The sequence below is a fragment of the Achromobacter sp. UBA4530 genome, from assembly GCF_002388205.1.
Taxonomy (GTDB): domain Bacteria; phylum Pseudomonadota; class Gammaproteobacteria; order Burkholderiales; family Burkholderiaceae_B; genus Achromobacter; species Achromobacter animicus.
Map to the genome: position 1 here is coordinate 56,107 of NZ_DGMA01000002.1, position 19,915 is coordinate 76,021.

At 66.1% G+C, this 19,915-nt stretch carries 17 protein-coding genes; 7 read left to right on the top strand and 10 right to left on the bottom strand.

Annotated elements, in window-relative coordinates; all coding sequences use genetic code 11:
* Nucleotides 1-75: 75 nt before the first annotated feature.
* Together B2W22_RS00875 and B2W22_RS00880 are read left to right on the top strand one after the other, a co-directional pair.
* Nucleotides 76-1,098 (top strand): ABC transporter substrate-binding protein, encoded by a 1,023-nt coding sequence (locus B2W22_RS00875; RefSeq protein WP_175122985.1) that lies wholly within the window; start codon nt 76-78, stop codon nt 1,096-1,098.
* 88 nt (nt 1,099-1,186) lie between these two features.
* Nucleotides 1,187-2,029 carry a branched-chain amino acid aminotransferase gene (locus B2W22_RS00880; protein ID WP_175122986.1) on the top strand — a complete coding sequence of 281 codons (843 nt, stop codon included), beginning with the start codon at nt 1,187-1,189 and terminating at the stop codon, nt 2,027-2,029.
* Between the two features lie 99 nt (nt 2,030-2,128).
* Here the strand turns inward: B2W22_RS00880 and B2W22_RS00885 are convergent, their stop codons facing one another.
* From B2W22_RS00885 to B2W22_RS00915, 7 genes are all read right to left on the bottom strand, one after another.
* A complete protein-coding gene (locus B2W22_RS00885; RefSeq protein ID WP_286935920.1) occupies nt 2,129-2,890 on the bottom strand; it encodes an ABC transporter ATP-binding protein in 762 nt (253 codons plus the stop codon).
* The gene (locus tag B2W22_RS00890; RefSeq protein ID WP_286935921.1) at nt 2,890-4,725 is read right to left on the bottom strand and encodes an ABC transporter permease subunit; all 1,836 of its coding nucleotides are present in this window, start codon (nt 4,723-4,725) and stop codon (nt 2,890-2,892) included. The genes B2W22_RS00885 and B2W22_RS00890 overlap by 1 nt, the downstream gene beginning before the upstream one ends.
* A 3-nt stretch (nt 4,726-4,728) precedes the next feature.
* A complete protein-coding gene (locus B2W22_RS00895) occupies nt 4,729-5,766 on the bottom strand; it encodes a branched-chain amino acid ABC transporter permease (protein WP_286935922.1) in 1,038 nt (345 codons plus the stop codon).
* Nucleotides 5,767-5,944: 178 nt separating this feature from the next.
* Nucleotides 5,945-7,108 carry an ABC transporter substrate-binding protein gene (locus tag B2W22_RS00900; protein WP_175122989.1) on the bottom strand — a complete coding sequence of 388 codons (1,164 nt, stop codon included), beginning with the start codon at nt 7,106-7,108 and terminating at the stop codon, nt 5,945-5,947.
* 271 nt (nt 7,109-7,379) lie between these two features.
* Complete coding sequence (locus B2W22_RS00905; RefSeq protein ID WP_175122990.1) at nt 7,380-7,937, bottom strand: biotin transporter BioY; 558 nt, start codon at nt 7,935-7,937, stop codon at nt 7,380-7,382.
* A 37-nt stretch (nt 7,938-7,974) separates the two neighbouring features.
* Nucleotides 7,975-8,571 (bottom strand): energy-coupling factor transporter transmembrane component T family protein, encoded by a 597-nt coding sequence (locus tag B2W22_RS00910; RefSeq protein WP_175122991.1) that lies wholly within the window; start codon nt 8,569-8,571, stop codon nt 7,975-7,977.
* On the bottom strand, nt 8,568-9,245 hold the full coding sequence (locus B2W22_RS00915; protein WP_286935923.1) for an energy-coupling factor ABC transporter ATP-binding protein: 678 nt from the start codon (nt 9,243-9,245) through the stop codon (nt 8,568-8,570). The genes B2W22_RS00910 and B2W22_RS00915 overlap by 4 nt, the downstream gene beginning before the upstream one ends.
* A gap of 52 nt (nt 9,246-9,297) precedes the next feature.
* Between B2W22_RS00915 and msrB the strand changes: the two genes are divergently transcribed.
* Genes msrB through B2W22_RS00935 form a run of 4 tightly spaced genes read left to right on the top strand, consistent with a single transcriptional unit; the run spans nt 9,298 to nt 11,348 of the window.
* Nucleotides 9,298-9,696 carry a peptide-methionine (R)-S-oxide reductase MsrB gene (msrB, locus tag B2W22_RS00920; RefSeq protein WP_056568221.1) on the top strand — a complete coding sequence of 133 codons (399 nt, stop codon included), beginning with the start codon at nt 9,298-9,300 and terminating at the stop codon, nt 9,694-9,696.
* Nucleotides 9,696-10,280 carry a septation protein A gene (locus B2W22_RS00925; protein WP_175122993.1) on the top strand — a complete coding sequence of 195 codons (585 nt, stop codon included), beginning with the start codon at nt 9,696-9,698 and terminating at the stop codon, nt 10,278-10,280. The genes msrB and B2W22_RS00925 overlap by 1 nt, the downstream gene beginning before the upstream one ends.
* A gap of 4 nt (nt 10,281-10,284) precedes the next feature.
* On the top strand, nt 10,285-10,554 hold the full coding sequence (locus tag B2W22_RS00930; RefSeq protein WP_175122994.1) for a BolA family protein: 270 nt from the start codon (nt 10,285-10,287) through the stop codon (nt 10,552-10,554).
* Nucleotides 10,555-10,571: 17 nt separating this feature from the next.
* A complete protein-coding gene (locus B2W22_RS00935) occupies nt 10,572-11,348 on the top strand; it encodes a peptidylprolyl isomerase (protein WP_175122995.1) in 777 nt (258 codons plus the stop codon).
* 208 nt (nt 11,349-11,556) lie between these two features.
* Here the strand turns inward: B2W22_RS00935 and ligA are convergent, their stop codons facing one another.
* The 3 genes from ligA to smc are packed head-to-tail and all read right to left on the bottom strand — an operon-like array spanning nt 11,557 to nt 18,309.
* Nucleotides 11,557-13,656, bottom strand: a complete 2,100-nt coding sequence (gene ligA / locus B2W22_RS00940; protein ID WP_175122996.1) for an NAD-dependent DNA ligase LigA — start codon at nt 13,654-13,656, stop codon at nt 11,557-11,559.
* Nucleotides 13,656-14,729, bottom strand: coding sequence for a cell division protein ZipA C-terminal FtsZ-binding domain-containing protein (locus tag B2W22_RS00945; RefSeq protein WP_175122997.1), 1,074 nt, complete (start codon nt 14,727-14,729; stop codon nt 13,656-13,658). Before B2W22_RS00945 ends, ligA begins: the two co-directional genes overlap by 1 nt.
* A 46-nt stretch (nt 14,730-14,775) precedes the next feature.
* On the bottom strand, nt 14,776-18,309 hold the full coding sequence (gene smc, locus B2W22_RS00950; RefSeq protein WP_175137319.1) for a chromosome segregation protein SMC: 3,534 nt from the start codon (nt 18,307-18,309) through the stop codon (nt 14,776-14,778).
* Between the two features lie 264 nt (nt 18,310-18,573).
* On the opposite strand from smc, the gene lplT reads away from it, so the two are divergent.
* Nucleotides 18,574-19,887 carry a lysophospholipid transporter LplT gene (gene lplT, locus B2W22_RS00955; protein ID WP_175137318.1) on the top strand — a complete coding sequence of 438 codons (1,314 nt, stop codon included), beginning with the start codon at nt 18,574-18,576 and terminating at the stop codon, nt 19,885-19,887.
* Nucleotides 19,888-19,915 lie beyond the last annotated feature (28 nt).

Below are 19,915 nucleotides of genomic sequence, written 5' to 3' on the forward strand. Positions count from 1 at the left end.
CATCGCGGCCCCGTTGCATTGGGACGCGCCATCGCCTCGTACAATGGCAGGCACCCCACTACACAGGTGCCGACCATGCGCATCACGCATCTCGTTCCCGGCCTCGGCGCGCTCGCGCTGGCCGCCGCCCTGCTGTCCCCCGCCGCGGCCCAGGCCGCCCCCGCCGCCCCGGCTTGCGAAGTCGACCGGCCTATCCGTTTCAGCGGCCTGAACTGGGAATCCAACCTGGTGCTTGCCGGCATCGAGCGCTACGTGCTCGAACACGGCTACGGCTGCAAAACATCTGTCGAAATCGGCGAAACCCTGCCCATGCTGGCCGCCTTGCAGCGCGGCGACGTCGACATCACGCCCGAAGTCTGGCCCGGTCAGATCGAAGGCGCCTGGAAGAAGGCGCTGGCCAGCGGCAAGGTGCTGGGCGTGGGTCACGTCTATGACGCAGGCGAAGGCTGGTATGTGCCCCGCTACACCGTGGAACGGCATCCCGAGCTCAAGTCCGCCGCCGACCTGGCGCGCTTCAAGGAAGTGTTTGCCGACCCCGAAGACCCGGGCCGCGGCCGCATCTATGGCTGCCCGGCGGGCTGGGCCTGCGGCACGCTGAACGACAACCTGCTGCGCGCCCTGAAGCTGGACAAGGATTACTCCCTGTTCGCCCCCGGCTCCGGCGCCGCGCAAAAGGCGGCGATCGTGTCGGCCTACAAGCGCAAGCGCGATATCGTCTTCTACTACTGGACGCCCACGTCGCTGGTTGGCGCGCTGGACCTGGTCAAGCTGGAACTGCCTGCGTTCGACCAGGCTGCCTACACGTGCATGACCGACCCCAAGTGCGCCAATCCCGTGGCCACGCAGTTCAAGCCCAACCCGGTCGTCACCGGCATGAATGCTGAATTCGCCAAACAGGCGCCGCGCGTGACCGAGTTCCTGACCAAGCTGACGGTGCCGGACGACGCCATCGATGCCACGCTGGGCTGGCTGGAAAACGAGGGCAAGGAACCCGAGGACGCCGCGCGATACTTCCTCAAGCAGTACGCGTCTGTGTGGCGGCAGTGGGTGCCTGCGGATGTCGCCGACCGCGTGCAGGCAGCGCTGGCCAAGGAATAACAGCCCCGCTCATGTATTCTGGCGATTCGGCGTTCCGGACCCGCTCCGCGCCCGATCGCCAACCCGATTCAAGCCAAGGAAAACAATCATGGATGCCTTGTTCTGGCACAACGGTCACTGGACCACTGAAAACCCCAAACTGCTCGGCCCGGCCGACCACGCCTTCTGGATGGCCAGCATGGTCTTCGACGGCGCACGCGCGTTCCGCGGTCTGACGCCCGACCTGGACCTGCATTGCCAGCGCGTCGTGCGCTCGGCGGAAAAGATGCTGATGAAGCCGCAACTGGCCTGGGAAGAAATCCAGGACCTGTGCCTGCAGGCCGTGGCGCGCTTCCCCGAGGGCTCCGAGCTCTACATCAAGCCGATGTTCTTCTGCGCCGATGGCTTCCTGCTGCCCGACGCCGAAAAGACGCAATTCGTACTGCACGTGTTCAAGGTGCCGATGCCGGGCGACCAGGGCTTTTCCGCCTGCTTCTCCAGCTTTGCGCGCTCGTGGCCGAACATGGCGCCCACCGACGCCAAGGCCTCGTGCCTGTACCCCAACGGCCAACGCGCCATCCGCGAAGCCGCCGAAAAGGGCTTTGACAACGCCATCATGCTGGACGGCGCAGGCAACCTGGCCGAGTTCGCCACCAGCAACCTGTGGCTGGCCAAGGACGGCGTCGTCTCCACGCCCGTGGACAACGGCACCTTCCTGAACGGCATCACGCGCCGCCGCGTGCTGGCGCTGCTGAAGGCCGACGGCATTGAAGTGCAGGAACGCAGCCTGACCCGAGCCGACGTCGAAGCGGCCGACGAAGTGTTTTCGTCGGGCAACTACGGCAAGGTGGTGCACGTGAACCGCGTTGAAGACCGCCCGCTGGAATACGGCCCGATCGCGCGCCGTGCGCATCAGCTGTACATGGAATACGCGGAAAGTACGCGTCGTTGATTTGCCGGAACTGGCCAGCTTGCGTCAGCAGCCGCGCCAACGCAAAACGCCGGGGCCTTATCGGCCGCCGGCGTTTTTTTGTCCCATCGGGTGGGTAATTCAGGCCGCCTCGGCGCCCTTGCCCAGACCCAGATAGCTCTCAATCACCTTCGGATCGCCAGCCAATTCGCGCGCCGGGCCGTGCAGGATGACCTCGCCGGTTTCCAGCACATAGCCGTAATCGGCCACCTGCAAGGCCGCGCGGGCGTTCTGCTCGACCAGCAGGATCGCCACGCCGGTCTCGCGCAGGCGCGCAATGATGTGGAAGATCTCGCGCACGATGCGCGGCGCCAGACCCAGGCTGGGCTCGTCCAGCATCAGCAGCGTCGGTTTGGCCATGAGCGCGCGGCCCACGGCCAGCATCTGGCGCTCGCCGCCGGACAAGGTGCCGGCCTGCTGGGCGCGGCGCTCGCGCAGCCGCGGGAACAGATCGAACACTTCATTCAGTGTGTCGCGCCAGCCGCTTTCGCGGGCACGATACCGCCGGAAGCCGCCCAGCAGCAGGTTGTCTTCGACGGACATGGTGCCGAACAGCTCGCGGCGCTCGGGCACCAGTGACATGCCCGCCGCCACGCGGCGTTCGACCATCCAGCCCGACACGTCCGACCCGGCGTAATGCACGGTGCCGGCGGCGTGGCCGGTCTGCGGCAGCGACCCCATGATGGCGTTGAGCATCGTGGACTTGCCGGCGCCGTTGGCGCCGATCACAGTGACGATGCTGCCGGCCGGCACGCTGAGCGTGGCGCCGGCCAGTGCGCCGACCTTGCCGTAGTGGGCCGACAGGTTGCTGACTTCAAGAACGGGGGAATTCGTTGTGCTCATCACACGCGCCCCGCCGACACGGGCTTGGCCTGGTCCGCTTCGGGCAGGTCGTCGTCGATGCCGCCCAGGTAGGCTTCGAGCACCGCCGGGTTCTTTTGCACGTCGGCCGGCACGCCTTCGGCCAGCTTCGTGCCGAAATCCATCACCACGAGGTGGTTGGTCAGGCGCATCACAAAATCCATGTCGTGTTCAACGAGCAGAATGCTCATGCCTTCCGCGCGCAGCTGTTCCAGTACGCGCGCCAGGTCCTGCTTTTCCTTGTAGCGCAGGCCGGCGGCCGGTTCGTCCAGCAGCAGCAGCACGGGATCGCACGCCAGCGCGCGGGCGATTTCCAGGATGCGCTGCTGGCCCAGGGCCAGGTTGCCTGCCTGTTCGTACAGGTATTCGCCAAGGCCCACGCGCTTGAGCTGCTCGGCCGCTTCATGCAGGAGCTGCGCTTCGCGGGCGCGGTCCGAATGCAGCGCGCCCGACAGCACGCCCACGTCCGAACGCAGGTGCGCGCCCAGCGCCACGTTTTCCAGCACCGTCATGCCCGGCAGCAGTTGCACGTGCTGGAACGTGCGGCCCACGCCCATCTTGGCAATCTCGCGCGCCGAGCGGTTGTCGATGCGCTGACCCATGAACGTGACCTGGCCGCGCGTCACTGGCAGCACGCCGCTGATCAGGTTGAAGGTCGTGCTCTTGCCGGCGCCGTTGGGGCCGATGAGGCCCATGATTTCGCCGGAGCTGACCTTGAAGGTGATGTCGTTCACGGCGACCAGGCCGCCGAATTCCTTGCGGATGGCATCCACTTCCAGCACGACCTGACCAGGCTGCGGACGCTCGCGCGTCGGCAGGGCCGGGGCCGCGGCAGGCGGCGCCAGGTTGCGGCGCGAACCATTGGCGCCCGTGATGTTGCCCCACCAGCCCGCCAGGATCGGCCACAGGCCGTTACGCGCGTATTGCAGCATCAGGATCAGCAGCACGCCGAAGACGATCATCTCGAAGTTGGCGTTGGTGTCCAGCAGCTTGGGCAGGAGGTTCTGCAACTGATCCTTCAGCACCAGGATGACGCTGGAGCCCAGCAAGGCGCCCCACACGTAACCCGCGCCGCCGACCACCGCCATGAACAGGTACTCGATGCCGTAGTTCAGGCCGAACGGGCTGGGGCTGACGGCGCGCTGCATGTGCGCATACAGCCAGCCCGACACGCAGGCCAGCAGGGCCGCCCACACGAAGATCACGATCTTGTAGGCAGCGGTGTTGACGCCCATGGACTCGGCCATGCCCGCCCCGCTCTTGAGCGCGCGGATGGCGCGGCCGGGACGCGAGTTGAGCAGGTTGCGCGTGGCCCACAGCGCCAACAGGACGCAGACCCAGATCAGGTAATAGATGTGGCGGCCGTTGGCCAGCGAGATACCGAAGATGCTGATGGGCTCGATGCCGGCGATGCCGTCATGCTTGCCCAGCCAGTCGATATTGCCGAACAGGTAATACAGCGACAGGCCCCAGGCGATGGTGCCCAGCGGCAGGTAGTGGCCCGACAGGCGCAGCGTGATCGCGCCCAGCAGATAGGCCACGACGGCGGTCAGGATCAGCCCCGCAGGCAGCGCCAGCCAGGGCGACACGTCGTACTGCGTCGTCAGGTAGGCGGTGGTGTAGGCGCCCAGGCCGACGAACGCCGCCTGGCCGAAGGACGTCAGGCCGCCGACACCGGTCAGCAGCACGAGGCCCAGCACGACCAGGCTGGCCAGGCCGATGTAGTTCAGTTGCGTCACCCAGAACTCGGGCGTGGCCGACACCATCGGCAGGCCCGCCAGGAGGACGAGAAAAACGGCAAGCAGAATGCGGTTCATGGCTTATTCCTCTTCGTCCGCGTGATGGGTGCTGAACGAACGCCAGACCAGAACCGGGATGATCAGGGTGAAGACGATCACTTCCTTGTATGCGCTGGCCCAGAACGACGAGAAGGATTCCAGCACGCCGACCAGCAGCGAGCCGGCCGCGGCGATGGGATAGCTGGCCAGGCCGCCGATGATGGCGCCGACGAAGCCCTTCAGGCCGATCAAAAAGCCGGTGTCGTAATAGACCGTGGTGATGGGCGCGATCAGCATGCCGGACATGGCGCCGATGCCCACGGCCAGCGTGAACGTCAGCGAGCCCGACATGTTGGTGCTGATGCCCACCAGGCGCGCGCCACGGCGGTTAACGGCGGTGGCGCGCAGCGCGCGGCCATACAGCGTCTTGCCGAAGAAAACCCACAAGGCAATGATGAGCAGCGCGCACGTGGCGACCACGAACAAGCTCTGCGCGGACCACGTCATGAAGCCCAGGTCGACCTGCCCGCTCACGAATGCCGGGGTGCGCCAGCCTTCGGCGCCAAAGAACACGAGCGCCAGGCCCATGAGCGCAAAGTGCACGGCGACCGATACGATCAGCAGCACCAGCACGGTGGCTTCGGCGAGCGGCTGGTAGACGATGCGATAGACCATCGGACCCATCGGAATCACCAGGAACAGCGTCAGCAGCATGTTCAGCCACAGCGAGTTCTCGGGACCGGTGTAGCTCTTGGTCAGCCAGAACAGCGCCAGCGGCAGCACGACGCACGCGGCGATGGTCTTGGGCAGGGCCGCGGCGCTGCGCGTGCGCACGGCGCGCACCAGCTCAAGCGCCAGGCACACCAGGCCCAGCAACGGCAGCAGATAGGCGGTGCCCGGCACTTTGCCGTCCACCAGCATGGCCAGGGTCAGGGCGCCGAACGCCACAAACTCGCCCTGGGGAATGAAAATGACGCGCGTGACGGCGAAAACCAGCACCAGAGCCATGCCCAGGAGGGCATAGATGGCGCCGTTGACGACACCGTCTTGCAGCAGGATCAGCGCAATTGAGGAATCCATCTAACAACTACCTTGTGGTTTCTTGGTGTCCCGACCCCATCCGGAACACTGATACGACACACCGGCCGGAAAGGCCGGTGCGAAGTCCTGCCGGGCGCGGCGCGGCGGGCGGAGAGCCGCCCCCCGCGCGATCGGGCGCCCGTCATCGGGCGGCCCGCGCTCGGGCGATCCAGGGGATTTACAGATCGGGCTGGTAGACCCACTTGCCGTTTTCCACCTTGACGATGACGCGCGAGCGCTCGTCAAAGCCGGCGTGGTCCGTAGGCGACATGTTGAACACGCCTTGCGACACGGCCAGGTCCTTCACGCCTTCCAGCGCATCGCGCATCGCGGCACGGAACTCAGGCGTGCCGGGCTTGGCGCCCGACTTCAGCGCCACGGGCAGCGCGGCGACGACCAGTTGGCCGGCATCCCACATGTGGCCGCCGAACGTGTTGGTCGAACCGGCGCCGTTGGCCTTCTCATAGGTCTCCACGTAGGCCAGCGCCGACTTCTTGACCGGATTGCTGTCGGGCAGTTGCGCCGCGACCAGCAGCGGGCCGGCCGGCAGGTACATGCCGTTGCAGTCCTTGCCGCAAACGCGCAGCACGTCGTTGTTGGCGGCGCCGTGGGTTTGATAGATGGTTCCGCCGTAGTTGCGGGCCTTCAGTTCCTTTTGCGGCAGCGCGGACGGGGTGCCGGCGCCGGCGATCAGGATGGCGTCGGGCTTGGCGCCGACCAGCTTGAGCACCTGGCCCGTCACGCTGGTGTCGGTGCGGCCATACTTTTCGATAGCGACGATCTCGATGCCCTTGGCCTTGGCGGCCTTCTGCATCACGTCGAGCCAGCCGTCGCCGTAGGCGTCGGCAAAGCCGATGAAGCCCAGCGTCTTGACCTTGGACTTGGCCATCGCGTCGGCCAGGGCGCCAGCCATCAGCGCGTCGTTCTGCGGGGTCTTGAAGACCCAGCGGCGCTTGTCGTCCACGGGTTCGACGATCTTGGCGCTCGCGGCCACGCTGATCATCGGCACCTTGGCTTCGGCAGCCACGTCGACCATTGCCAGCGAGCCCGGCGTGATGGACGTGCCGATCAGCACGTCGACCTTGTCGTCGGAAGCCAGCTTGCGCGAGTTCTTGACGGCCTGCGTGGTGTCCGTGGCGTCGTCCAGCACGATCCATTCGATCTTCTGGCCGGCAACTTCCTTGGGCAGCAAGGCCACGGTGTTGCGCTCGGGGATGCCCAGCGAGGCGGCGGGGCCGGTGCTGGACACCGTCACGCCAACCTTGACCTGTGCGCTCGCCAGAAGCGGCAGAGTCAGGGCTACAGCGGCGGCGGCCGCGGACAAGCCGAAGTGCTTGCGCATGTTTTTGTCTCCTGTGGTTGGCTCTTATGTGCCTCGAACGAGGCGAAGCGAGCCTGTTTAAAGTTATACAGAAAAAAATATTATATGGTTAAAACAGTATCAGATGACGTAGCGCAACTACGGTAATTCCCTGATGTGCTACGTAAATCGTGATTTGGCGAACGCATTTGTTAATGGCGAACTTGTACTTGAAAGGGTCGCAGGCGTCATGTTGGGGGATTCCCTTGGGGCGATTGGGGTCTTTCGCCGTACGGTCTGCGGCCCGCCGTGATCAACGGCCAAGCATGGGCCACACCCGCTCGACGCGCGAAGCGACCCACGCCGCCACCACGGCCTTGACGAGGTCACCCGGCAGGAACACCACGACCGCGCCGGCGGCCTTCGCCATGCCCATCTTCGTCACCGCCGACAGCCAGGGCACACCGAAGGCATACACCACCGCAACGCCGCCAACGACGCAGGCCGCCACATACCCCGCCAGCCCCACCCACGTGCCGGTTCCGCGCGCGGCCAGGCGGCGCGCCAACCAGCCCGTCACGAATGCGCCTGCCACCATGCCGATGAGAAACCCGCCGGTCGGGCCAAAAAACGCCCCCAGCCCGCCGCGCCCGCCCGGCAGCACCGGCAGGCCGATCGCCGCGAGCGCCAGATACAGCAGGCACGCCAGCGCGCCGCGCACGGGGCCAAGCATGGCGCCGGCCAGCATGACGCCGAGCGTCTGCAAGGTGATGGGCACCGGAATGCCGGGCATCGGAATGGGCGGCATCAGGCTGAGCACGACGATCAGCGCCGCAAACAGCGCCACCAGCACCGTATTGTTCGATTTCATGGTCTCCCCTTTTGAATGAGTTCAGGGCGCGCGGCCTTCAGACGCTGCGCGCGTCGATCGCTTCAGAGACTTCCTGGGCCCGCTTCAACGTCAGCACGATCAGCGGCACGATCAGCGCGACCGGATTCGCCCCCAGCCCGCGCGCGGCCTGCGCCTCGCGGATCTCCTGGAAATTGCGCCAGATCTCGGGCACGAAGCGCAGCGTCAGCGCGAGCGCCAGCGCCACCTTTTCGGCATCGACCAGCCCGGTGCGTTCCAGCGGCCGCAATGTCCGCTCGCAGACGGCAATCAGGTCCGACGTGCGGGTCGCCAGCGTGACGGCCAGGGCCAGACCCACCATCGCCGCCACGCGCAGCACGACCGCCAGCGCCTCAAGCGGCCCCTGAAACCAGCCGGTGAAGAGCGCGACGGCCAGCAGCACCCAGAGCAGTCCGCGCACCTGACGCCAGACAGCCGCGGCGGCGACGCCCGTGGACCAGACCAACGCCACCGAAAAGCCAAAGGCGAACGCCAGCCAGAGCGGATCGCGCAGCACGAACAGACCTGCGCCGGCCGCCATCAGCGCCAGCAGTTTCACCCACGCTGGCAGCCGATGCAGCGGCGTGTTGCCCGCAACGTACAGGGGCTCCATCATCCGCAGTGTTCCCGGTACCAGCGCAACGCCGCGGCGGGCGTGTCGTCGGCCGCGATCGCGCCGTCGCGCACGACCAGCACGCGGTCGAAGTCTTCGAGCAATTCCAGGTCATGGCTGACGACGATGGCGTCGTGGGGCAGCCCATCGATGGCGGCGCGCACCCGGTTGCGGTTGCGCAGGTCGAGCTGGGTGGTGGGTTCGTCAAAGACGATGAGGGCCGGCTCCATGACCAGCACGGCGGCCAGCGCCACCAACTGGCGCTCACCGCCGGACAGCGTGTGGCTGCTGCGGTCGGCCAGGTGGCCCACGCCCAGGCGGGCCAGTTGGCTGTCGATGCGCGCCTCGCGCTGCTGGCGGTCGGGCGCCAGGCGCTTCAGGCCAAACGCCAGGTCTTCGCGGACGATGGGAAAGACGATCTGGTTTTCGGGGTTCTGGAACACGAAGCCGACGCGCGCACGCACGGCTTTCAGATCCTGGCGCGTATCCAGCCCGTCCACGTGCACACTGCCGGAAGACGGCATCACCAGGCCGTTGACCAGACGCGCCAACGTGCTCTTGCCGGCGCCATTGGGGCCCACGATGCCGATGCGGCGTTCGGCCAGGGTGACGCTCACCCCGCGCAACACTTCCGCCTGGGGCGTCGACACTACCGCCTGGTCAAACTCGATTAACATGGGGCGGGATTATGCCCGAACCATTTCGGGCATCGCGACTCCAAGAGCTCATATGGAAAAAGTACGCAAAACCGACGCCGAATGGCGCGCCCAGCTTTCCCCCGAAGAATACGTGGTCACCCGTCAAAAAGGTACCGAACGCGCATTCACCGGGCGCTACTGGGATACGTTCACCCCTGGCATCTACCGTTGCGTCGGCTGTGGCACGGCGCTGTTCGCATCCGACACCAAATTCGACGCCGGCTGCGGCTGGCCCAGCTACTTCCAGGCGCTGGACCCCGAACTCGTCCGCGAAGAACGCGACACCACGCACGGCATGGTGCGCACCGAAGTCCTGTGCAACGTCTGCGACGCGCACCTGGGCCACGTCTTTCCCGACGGCCCCGAGCCCACCGGACTGCGCTACTGCATCAATTCCCTGTCGATGACGTTTGAGCCCCTAGAAGACTGATGAAGAAGTTCCTGTTCGACCTCTTTCCGCTGCTCCTGTTCTTCATCGCCTACAGGTACACGGACATCTTCACGGCCACGGGCGTCGCCATGGCGGCTGCCGTGGCGCAGATCGTCTGGCTAAAGGCCACCGGCCGCCCCACCGAAGCCATGCACTGGATCAACCTGACGGTCATCCTGGTGTTCGGCGGCGCGACCATCTGGCTGCACAGCGACGTCTTCATCAAATGGAAGCCCACGGTGCTGTACTGGATGTTCGGCGGCGCGCTGGTCTTTGCCCGCCTGTTGTTCAAGCGCAACCTGATCCGCCGCCTGATGGAAAAGCAGATCCAGCTGCCGGATGCGGCGTGGGACAAGCTCAACCTGATCTGGGCCGCCTTCTTCCTGATCGCCGGCGCGCTCAATCTGTACGTCGCGTTCTCGGGCCACTTCACCGAGTCGCAGTGGGTCAGTTTCAAGGCCTTCGGCCTGATGGGACTGATGATCGTCTTCGTCATTGGCCAGTCGCTGTGGCTGGGCAAGCACATCCAGACCGAAGAAAACACGCCGGCCAATCCGGGCGCCACGCCGCCCGGCAAGCCCTGAACTCATGTCAGAAAACACCGACCGCATCGCCCTGATCCGGGAACGTCTTGCCGCCCTGGAACCCGTCAGTCTGGACATCCTGGACGACTCCCATTTGCATGCCGGCCACGAAGGCAGTAAAAACGGCGCCGGCCACTATCGCGTAATCATCGTAGCGCCTTGCTTTGCGGGGCTCTCCGCCGTTGCGCGACACCGGCTGGTGTATCATCATTTGCAAGATTTGATCCCCTATCCGATTCATGCGCTTGCGCTTGACGCCCAGGCTCCCAAATAGAAAGTCAAAGGATATTCATGAAACGCATCGTCATGCTGGCTGCGGCCTGCGTCATCGCCGTGCCTGCTTTTGCGCAGAACGTGGCTACCGTCAACGGTAAAGCCATTCCGCAAAAGAGCCTGGATCAATTCGTCAAGCTCCTGGTCGGCCAAGGCGCCACCGATTCGCCGCAACTGCGCGAACAGGTCAAGCAGGAAATGATCAACCGTCAGATCTTCGTGCAGGCCGCCGAATCCAGCGGCATCGCCAAGCAGGCTGACGTCCAGACCGAAATCGAACTGGCCCGCCAAGGCATCCTGGTTCGTGCGCTGATGGCCGACTACCTGGCCAAGCACCCGGTCACCGACGCCCAAGTCACCGCTGAATACGAAAAGATCAAGAAGGAACAGGCCGGCAAGATGGAATACAAGGTCCGCCACATCCTCGTCGAAGACGAGAAGAAGGCGAACGACCTGCTGGCACAGTTGCAGAAGAACAAGGGCAAGTTCGACGAACTGGCCAAGAAGAACTCCAAGGACCCCGGCAGCGCCGAAAAGGGTGGCGATCTGGGTTGGGCTCCCCCGACCAACTACGTGCAGCCGTTCGCGCAAGCCGTGACGCAACTGAAGAAGGGCCAACTGGTCGACAAGCCGGTCCAGACCCAATTCGGCTGGCACATCATCATGGTCGACGACACCCGTCCGGTCGAATTCCCGCCGATGGATCAAGTGCGTCCGCAACTGGAAGAAATGCTGCGCCAGCAAACCCTGGCCGACTACCAGAAGCAACTGCGCGAAAAGGCCAAGATTCAATAAGGCCCGCATCGCTCAGAAAACTGCCCGCCGAACGCGGGCAGTTTTTTTTTGCGCGCTCGGCAACGCGCTCAGGTGTCCGCCCCCTTTAGACGGCCGCGCAGGCTGAAGACGATCTTCACCGGGAGTCCGGCACCGTCCGAAGCCAGCAACAAAAAGGGCTGCGCGCCGATGGCGTGCAGCCCTTCGTTCAACCGCGGCAACGTCCTGACTAGGAAACGCCCAACAGCGCCTTCAGCCCGTCTTCGTCCAGCACCGGCACGCCCAATTCCTGGGCCTTGGTCAGCTTGCTGCCCGAATCCTCGCCCGCCACCAGATAGGCGGTCTTCTTGGACACCGAGCCGCTGACCTTGCCGCCGGCCGCCTGGATGTGCATCGAGGCCTCTTCGCGCGTCCAGTTCGGCAGCGTGCCCGTCAGCACGAAGGTCTTGCCGGCCAGCGTGTCGGCTTGCGGGGCGGCTTCGGCCACCGGGTTCACGCCCTGCGCCTTGAGCTGCCCGATCACGTCGCGGTTGTGCTGTTCGGCAAAGAAATGGCGGATCGACGCGGCCACGACAGGCCCCACGTCGGGCACCGACGACAAGGCGTCTTCATCCGCATCCATGATGGCGTCGATGCTGCCGAAGTGCCGTGCAACGTCGCGGGCCGTGGTCTCGCCCACGTGCCGGATCCCTAGCGCGAACAGCAGGCGGGACAGATTCGGCGAGCGCGCCTTCTCAATGGCGGCCACCAGATTGTCGGCGGACTTCTGGCCCATGCGGTCCAGGCCCACGAGTTCCAGCGGACGCAGGCTGTACAGGTCGGCCAGCGTCTTGACGCGGCCGCTGTCCACCAGCTGGTCCACGAGCTTTTCGCCCAGGCCTTCGATATCCAGCGCCTTGCGGCTGGCGGCATGCCACAGCGTCTGCTTGCGCTGGGCGCCGCAGAAAAGGCCCCCGGTGCAGCGCGCGATGGTTTCGCCTTCCAGGCGTTCAATGGCCGATCCGCAGACCGGGCATTCCGTCGGCATGACGAATTCGCGTGCGTCCTCGGGCCGCTTTTCCGGGACCGGGCCCAGCACCTCGGGAATCACGTCGCCCGCACGCCGCACGATGACCGTGTCGCCGATGCGCACGTCCTTGCGGCGGATCTCGTCTTCGTTGTGCAACGTGGCGTTGGTGACGGTGACGCCGCCCACGAACACCGGCTTGAGCCGTGCGACCGGGGTGATGGCGCCCGTGCGGCCCACCTGCACTTCGATGTCCACCAGCGTCGTGGTGGCCTCTTCGGCGGCAAACTTGTGCGCCAATGCAAAGCGCGGCGCGCGCGCTACGAAACCCAGCACCTTCTGCGCCGGCAGCGAGTCCACCTTGTAGACCACGCCGTCGATGTCGTAGGGCAGGTTCGCGCGCAAGGCGCCGACCTTGGCGTAGAACGCCATCAGGCCTTCGGCGCCGCTTGCCCGGTGGTTGTGCACGACATTGACCGGCAGCCCTAACGAGGCCAGCCATTCCAGCATGGCGCCGTGGGATTTTTCGGGCAATTGCGAGGCCTGGTCCGCGCCGGCCGAGGCTTCGTCGAACAGCCCGCTTTGCGAACCGGGCAGGCCCTGGACCTCGCCCCAACCGTAGGCAAAGAAACGCAGCGGCCGCTTGGCGGTAATGCGCGGATCGAGCTGGCGCAGGCTGCCCGCCGCCGCATTGCGGGGGTTCACGAAAATCTTCTCGTCGCGCTTGGCCTGCGCCGCATTCAGCTTTTCGAAGTCGGCGCGATTCATCAGCACCTCGCCGCGCACCTCCAGCACCTTCGGAGCCGCGCCCTTCAGTTGCAGCGGAATCGCCTTGATCGTGCGGATGTTGGACGTGACGTCCTCGCCCGTCTGGCCGTCGCCCCGCGTGGCGGCCTGCACCAGGCGGCCGTCCTCGTAGCGCAGGCTGATCGCCAGGCCGTCGAGCTTGAGTTCACAGAAGTAGTCCGGCTGCTGCGCCGGACCCAGCAGGCCAGCACCGCGCAGCGTGTCGGTGACACGACGGTCGAATGCGGCAACCTCTTCTTCGGAAAACGCGTTGTTCAGCGACAGCATCGGCACCACGTGGCGCACGCTGCCAAACGCGGACACCGGCGCCGCGCCCACGCGTTGCGTGGGGGACTCGGGTGTCACCAGTTCCGGGTGCTCGGCCTCCAGGGCCTGCAAATCCCGCATCAGCCCGTCGTACTCGGCATCCGAGACGGAGGGCTCGTCGTAGACGTAATAGCGGACGTTGTGCTGCTCGATCTCGGCGCGCAGCCGCGCGGCGGCTTGCGCCGGATTTTCGCCGGACCCGCTGGCCATCAGGCAAACACGCGCTGGGCGCGCTCGCTGCCGGCGGGCAGGCCCGCTTGTTCAAGCTGGCCGAACAGGACCTGCAGGCGCTCGTCGATGACGGTCTCGGAGCCGTCGGCCAGGGGCTTGCCCTGATCGTCGACAAGTTCAGCGCGCAGGCGCGAGGCCAGGTCGCGGCCCACGTCGACCATGCGGCCAAACGCGCGGGTGTCGGCCGGGCTGCAAGGCACGTCCAGCAGCAGGTACAGGCGCTCGATGCCGCCCATGCCCGCATCGAAAGCAGCACCGTCCGCACGGGCCAGCGTGAAGCGGGCCACGCCGTTCTCGTTAGGCCAGGCCAGTCGGTTGCCGTCGGCGACGAATCCCACGTCGCGCGCCACGGCCATGACTTCGGCCGCCGGCTGGGCCGAGCCGAGCAGCAGGGTCAGGCCGACCTGGGTGTCCAGAGCCGCGCAGGTGTCGTCCAGGCGGGCGCCCTGCTCCAGCACGGCCTGCTGGTCGGGACCTTCAATGGTGGCGTCGAAGCGTTCGGCCATGTCCTGGGCGCGGGCCCAGGCCTGCGACCATTCGATCGCGGTCAGCGGACCGCTGCGGTTGGCCAGCAGCACGGCAAGCTGCATGGACGCATAGGACTCGCCGGCATGGACGCGCGCGCGGTGGCGGCGCTGGTCGGTTTCGGCGAACACGCGCATGGGCTTGCGGCCCACGTTGCGCAGGCTTTGCATGTACGGCAACAGATCCGCGCCGCGCACGGGCTCGGCGAAGTTGACTTCGATGACCACTTCGCAGGCGGGATCGGGTTCTTCGGCGTCGTCGGCATCGCTGCCGGGATCCACCGGCGCGGGCTGGCCGGGCTGGACGCGCGCAGAGTCGCCGCCCATGCCGGGTTCGCGCCGGGAAGCACCGGCGGTGGCGGCGCTGGCGCCCGCCACACCCGCGCCCAGCAGCGGATCCTGTTCGGAGGTGGGGAAATGGCTCTGCATCTTGCGACGGACGCGACGGTCCTGCCACCAGTTGAATCCCAACACCAGCAGTATCAGCAAGACGCCCAGGGCAATCAGCCCGATCTGCAAATCACTCATGTGTAAATCCCGCGCCTGGAAGGCGGCGCCTTTCTCAATATTGGGTTTATGCCGCTTCGGAGGCCATCATCTGGACGGCCGAATCTATGTCTACCGCAACGATACGCGAAACCCCTTGCTCTTGCATGGTTACGCCGATCAATTGCTTTGCCATCTGCATCGCGATCTTGTTGTGCGAGATGAAGAGGAACTGCGTCTGCTCGCTCATGTTGGCGACCAGGTTCGCGTAACGTTCGGTGTTGGCGTCGTCCAGCGGCGCGTCCACCTCGTCCAGCAGGCAGAACGGCGCAGGGTTCAGCTTGAACAGCGCGAACACCAGCGCAGTCGCGGTCAGCGCCTTTTCGCCGCCCGACAGCAGATGGATCGTGCTGTTGCGCTTGCCCGGCGGCTGCGCCATCACCTGCACGCCGGCATCGAGGATTTCCTCGCCCGTCATGCTGAGCTTGGCTTCGCCCCCGCCAAAAAGCTTGGGGAAGAGCTCGCCGAAGTGGCCGTTGACGATGTTGAACGTCTCTTGCAGCAGTTCGCGCGTCTCGCGGTCGATCTTGCGGATGGCGTCTTCGAGGGTCTCGATGGCGGTCATCAGGTCGGCGTGCTGCGAATCGAGGAAGCCCTTGCGTTCGCGCGAGGTGTTCAGTTCGTCGAGCGCGGCCAGGTTGACCGAACCCAGCGCTTCGATCTGGCGCGAGATGCGGCCGACTTCCTGTTGCAGCCAGCTTGCGCGGCGCCATTCGTCGGGCTGGTTGGCCAGGAACTGGGCGAGTTCCTCGCGGTCGACTTCGCGTGCATTGAGCTGTTCGGTGAACTGCTCTTCGGCCAGGCGCGCGGCCTGCTCCTGCAGTTGCAGTTCCATGATGCGCGCGCGGCGCGGCTCCAGGGTCTGCTCCTGTTGCTGGCGGTCTTCGTCGGCGCCGCGCAGCAGCGCGGCCAGGTTTTCGAGTTCCTGGCGGGCGCGCGACAGCGCTTCCTCGCGTTCGGCGCGCGCTTCCAGGGCATCCTGCAGGCCGGCCTGCGACGCGGATGCGTCCAGCTCGGTCAGGTCGCCCATCAGTTGTTCAAGTTCCACCGCGCCGCGCTGGCTCTGGTCGGCGGCCAGTTGCTGGTTGCGTTGCAGGTCGGTGATGCGCACCTGGATGCCGCGTTCGGCGAATTCAGCTTCCTGGGCGGCGCGTTCGAGTTCGCGCAGGCGGGTGCGGGCCGCCTCGGCTTGCGCCGCCAGCGTCTCGCCATCCATTTCAGCGTCGGCAAACTTGGATTGATGCTCGGCCAGCTCTTCGTCCAACGCCTCGAAGCGGGCCTCGGCCTCTTCGCGGGTGGCTCGCAGATCTTCCTCGTGCGCCTTGATTTCTTCTAGGTCCTGGCGCAGGCGCGAGGCGCGCTCGCCGGACTGTTCGGCCTGTTGCTGCAGCCGCGAGTGTTCCAGCTGGATGTCGTGCACGCGGCGCGTGACCTCGGCCACGCGGGTGCGCGCCGGGGAGATGGCCTGCGACACCTGCTGCCACGCCGCTTCCGCGCGGGCGACTGCGGCGCGGGCCTGGTCGGCGATCAGTTGCTGGGCCTTGATTTCGCGTTGCAGGTTTTCGATTTCCTGCTGGCGGGCCAGCAGGCCGGCCTGTTCGGAATCGGGCGCGTAGAAACGCACGCTGTGCGCGTCGATCAGGTGACCGGCCTTGACCACGCAGGCGGCGCCGGCGGGCAGGGTCGCGCGCAAGGCCAGGGCCTGGGTCAGGTCATTGGCCGTATAGACGCCGGCCAGCCATTCGTTGAGCAGCGTGCGCAGGTCGGGGTCGGTGATGCGCAGCAGGCTGGCCAGCGGCGTGAAGCCGGCAGGCGCCGTCGGCGCGGGCGCCGCGACGGGCAATTGGTAGAACGCCAGCCGCGCGGGCGGTGCGTCGTCGGCAAAGGCGCGCGCCCAGTCCAGGTTGCGCACTTCCATCGACGCCATGCGTTCGCGCAGCGCCGATTCCAGGGCGGTTTCCCAGCCCGGCTCGACGTGCAGCTTTTGCCACAGGCGCGACAGCCCAGCCAGTTCGTGCTTGGCCAGCCACGGTTCCAGCGCGCCCTGCTTCTGCACGTCTTCCTGCAGCTTCACGAGCGCGGACAGGCGGGCTTCCAGGCGGGCCAGGTTCTGGGCTTCGGTCTGGGCGGCGCCCTGAGCGCGGCTGCGCTCGGCGTCGGCCTCTGGCACACGGCCTTCCAGGGTGGCCAGTTCTTCCTGGGCGGCTTCAAGCTGGTCTTCGCCCGCGGCGCGGTCGCCAGCCAACTGTTCCAGGCGCTCGGGATCGGGGCTGTGCAGTTCGCGCAGTTCCTGCTGGAGGCGCTCGCGGCGCTGGTCCAGGGTCTGCATCTGCCGGTCGGCGTCGCGCTGCGTCTGCGCGACCAGCGCCAGGTTCTGCTCGACGCGGGCGAGCGCCGCGCGCATCTCGTCGCGGCCGGCGGCGGCTTCGCGCACGCGCTGCTCGACTGAGGGCAGGCCGGCCTGGGCGTCCTCAGCGGTGGCGCGCGCCTCTTCGGTGCGGGCGGCGGCGGCGGCCAGGTCGTCTTCGGCCTGGGCGATCTGTTCGGTGCAGTGTTCGCGCTGGCTGGTCCATTCCGCGATCTGCTGCTGGAGCTGGTCGCGGCGCGCCTGCAGGCGGTTGCGGGAATCGACCACGTGCCGGATCTCGGCTTCGAGGCGGCTGACCTGGGCATTTGCCTCGTACAGCGCGCCCTGGGCGGTGTGGACGGCGTCGCTGGCGGCGTAGTGGGCCTGGCGCCGGGATTCCAGCGCGGCCTCGCCCGCGCGCAGTCCGGCAATGGCGGCTTCCAGTTCGTTCTGGGCCTGCGCCATTTCCTGCGTCTTCTTGGCGCGTTCTTCGCGCGCCCCGGTTTCCTTCAGGAACCACAGCGAATGCTGCTTCTTTTCGCCGTCGGCCTGAAGCTCGCGGTAGCGCGTGGCCACCTCGGCCTGGGCTTCCAGCTTTTCTAGCTGGCTGTTCAGTTCGCGCAGGATGTCTTCGACGCGGGTCAGGTTCTCGCGCGTGTCGGACAGGCGGTTTTCGGTCTCGCGGCGGCGTTCCTTGTAGCGCGACACGCCGGCCGCCTCTTCCAGGAAGACACGCAGTTCTTCAGGGCGGGCTTCGATCAGGCGGTTGATCATGCCCTGCCCGATGATGGCGTAGCCACGGGCGCCCAGGCCGGTGCCCAGGAAGATGTCGTGGATGTCGCGGCGGCGGACCTGCTGGTTGTTGACGAAATAGCTGCTGGTGCCGTCCCGGGTCAGGACCCGGCGCACCGCGATTTCGGCGTAGGTGCTCCACTGGCCGGCGGCGCGCCCCTCGCTGTTGTCGAACACCATTTCGACCGACGCCCGGGCAGCCGGCTTGCGGTTGCCCGACCCGTTGAAAATGACGTCCTGCATGGACTCGCCGCGCAGTTCCGACGCCTTGGCCTCGCCCAGCACCCAGCGCACGGCGTCGATGATGTTCGACTTGCCGCAGCCATTGGGCCCCACCACGCCGACCAGCTGGCTGGGCACGGGGATGACGGTGGGATCGACGAAGGACTTGAAGCCGGCGAGTTTGAGCTGAGTAAGGCGCACAGTACGATGACGACGGGGTGGGTTGAACGAAAGGCGTTAACGGACCTGCCGCACAGATTGCAAACCGGCCCAAGAAGGGCCGGCTCTCATATGGGTCGTATGATACCGCAGGCGGTCTTTACCCAGACGTTGGGGCCGGACAACCCGCGGGCAAACGCGCAATGGCTGGCCGCATTGCTCCGGCTATACTCCCTGACACTTTTTGGCACGACACATAATTTTCACGCGGACTGGCCAGGCTCTGGCCGAAGAACGGGGACATTCTTGAAACGTGGTTTCTATCTGGTCATGGCGGCGCAGGCCTTCTCGTCATTGGCGGACAACGCGTTGTTCATCGCAGCGATCGCCTTGATTCAGGAGTTGCACGGCCCTGACTGGCTGGCCCCCATGATGAAGTGGTCGTTCGCGTTGGCCTATGTCGTGCTGGCCGCATTCGTCGGCGCCATCGCGGACTCCTACCCCAAGGGCCGCGTGATGTTTTCCACCAATGCCCTGAAGGTGGCGGGCTGTCTGCTGATGTTCTCGTACGCCAGCATTGGCGTCGCCCCCGAATATCAAACCTGGCTGGTCTGCGCCGCCTACGGCGTGGTGGGCATCGGCGCCGCCGCCTACTCCCCCGCCAAGTACGGCATCGTGACGGAAATGCTGCCGCCGACCATGCTGGTCAAGGGCAATAGCTGGATCGAGGGCCTGACCGTCTTCTCCATCATCCTGGGCACGGTTCTGGGCGGCCTCCTGATTTCCTCGTCGGTGTCCACCGCCCTGCTCAGCCACTCCTTCATAGGCAGCCTGGTCCACACGCCGGCCGAAGCAGCCATCCTGGTCATCGCCTTCGTGTACCTGCTGGCCGCGCTGTGCAACCTGATGATTCCGCGCACGCACGTGCGCTATCCGCCGCAGCAGAAGAACCCCGTTCGCCTGATCCGCACGTTCTGGGGCTACGTCTGCGTGCTGTGGAAGGACAAGCTGGGCCAGATTTCCCTCGCTGTCACCACGCTCTTCTGGGGCGCCGGCGCCACGCTGCAGCTGATCGTCATCGAATGGGGCCGCAGCCATCTGGGTTACCAGCTCGACAAGGCGTCGATGCTGATGGGCGTGGCCGCGCTGGGCACGGTGGTGGGGTCGATCCTGGCCGGGCGCATTCCGCTGCGCCGCGCGCTTGCCGTGCTGCCGGTCGGCGCCATGATGGGTCTCGTCGTGCTGCTGATGCCGCTGGTCTACCAGCCCTGGAGCGTCTATCTTCTCCTGCTGCTGACGGGCGGCCTGGCCGGTTTCTTCGTGGTGCCCATGAACGCCCTGCTCCAGCACCGCGGTCACGTCCTTCTGTCGGCCGGCCATTCGATCGCCGTGCAGAACTTCAACGAACAGCTCAACATCCTGCTCATGGTGGCCATGTACACGCTGCTGCTGTGGCTGGAACTGCCGATCAACGTGATCATCGTCATCTTCGGCACCGTGGTGGCCGTGCTGATGGTGGTGTTCATGCGCTGGAGCAAGCGCAACATGCAGGCCAACCCCGACCTGCATGACCAGATCGGCCAGGAAGGCCACGGCCGCGCGCTGGATTCGACGCACTAGGACAAACGCGCCAAGTGCTTGATGCAGC

What these genes read in the sequence shown, in the direction of transcription:
- B2W22_RS00875 (WP_175122985.1), top strand. Translation starts at nt 76, where the DNA reads ATGCGCATCACGCATCTCGTTCCCGGCCTCGGCGCGCTCGCGCTGGCC.
- B2W22_RS00880 (WP_175122986.1), top strand. Translation starts at nt 1,187, where the DNA reads ATGGATGCCTTGTTCTGGCACAACGGTCACTGGACCACTGAAAACCCC.
- B2W22_RS00885 (WP_286935920.1), bottom strand. Translation starts at nt 2,890, where the DNA reads ATGAGCACAACGAATTCCCCCGTTCTTGAAGTCAGCAACCTGTCGGCC.
- B2W22_RS00890 (WP_286935921.1), bottom strand. Translation starts at nt 4,725, where the DNA reads ATGAACCGCATTCTGCTTGCCGTTTTTCTCGTCCTCCTGGCGGGCCTG.
- B2W22_RS00895 (WP_286935922.1), bottom strand. Translation starts at nt 5,766, where the DNA reads ATGGATTCCTCAATTGCGCTGATCCTGCTGCAAGACGGTGTCGTCAAC.
- B2W22_RS00900 (WP_175122989.1), bottom strand. Translation starts at nt 7,108, where the DNA reads ATGCGCAAGCACTTCGGCTTGTCCGCGGCCGCCGCCGCTGTAGCCCTG.
- B2W22_RS00905 (WP_175122990.1), bottom strand. Translation starts at nt 7,937, where the DNA reads ATGAAATCGAACAATACGGTGCTGGTGGCGCTGTTTGCGGCGCTGATC.
- B2W22_RS00910 (WP_175122991.1), bottom strand. Translation starts at nt 8,571, where the DNA reads ATGATGGAGCCCCTGTACGTTGCGGGCAACACGCCGCTGCATCGGCTG.
- B2W22_RS00915 (WP_286935923.1), bottom strand. Translation starts at nt 9,245, where the DNA reads ATGTTAATCGAGTTTGACCAGGCGGTAGTGTCGACGCCCCAGGCGGAA.
- msrB (WP_056568221.1), top strand. Translation starts at nt 9,298, where the DNA reads ATGGAAAAAGTACGCAAAACCGACGCCGAATGGCGCGCCCAGCTTTCC.
- B2W22_RS00925 (WP_175122993.1), top strand. Translation starts at nt 9,696, where the DNA reads ATGAAGAAGTTCCTGTTCGACCTCTTTCCGCTGCTCCTGTTCTTCATC.
- B2W22_RS00930 (WP_175122994.1), top strand. Translation starts at nt 10,285, where the DNA reads ATGTCAGAAAACACCGACCGCATCGCCCTGATCCGGGAACGTCTTGCC.
- B2W22_RS00935 (WP_175122995.1), top strand. Translation starts at nt 10,572, where the DNA reads ATGAAACGCATCGTCATGCTGGCTGCGGCCTGCGTCATCGCCGTGCCT.
- ligA (WP_175122996.1), bottom strand. Translation starts at nt 13,656, where the DNA reads ATGGCCAGCGGGTCCGGCGAAAATCCGGCGCAAGCCGCCGCGCGGCTG.
- B2W22_RS00945 (WP_175122997.1), bottom strand. Translation starts at nt 14,729, where the DNA reads ATGAGTGATTTGCAGATCGGGCTGATTGCCCTGGGCGTCTTGCTGATA.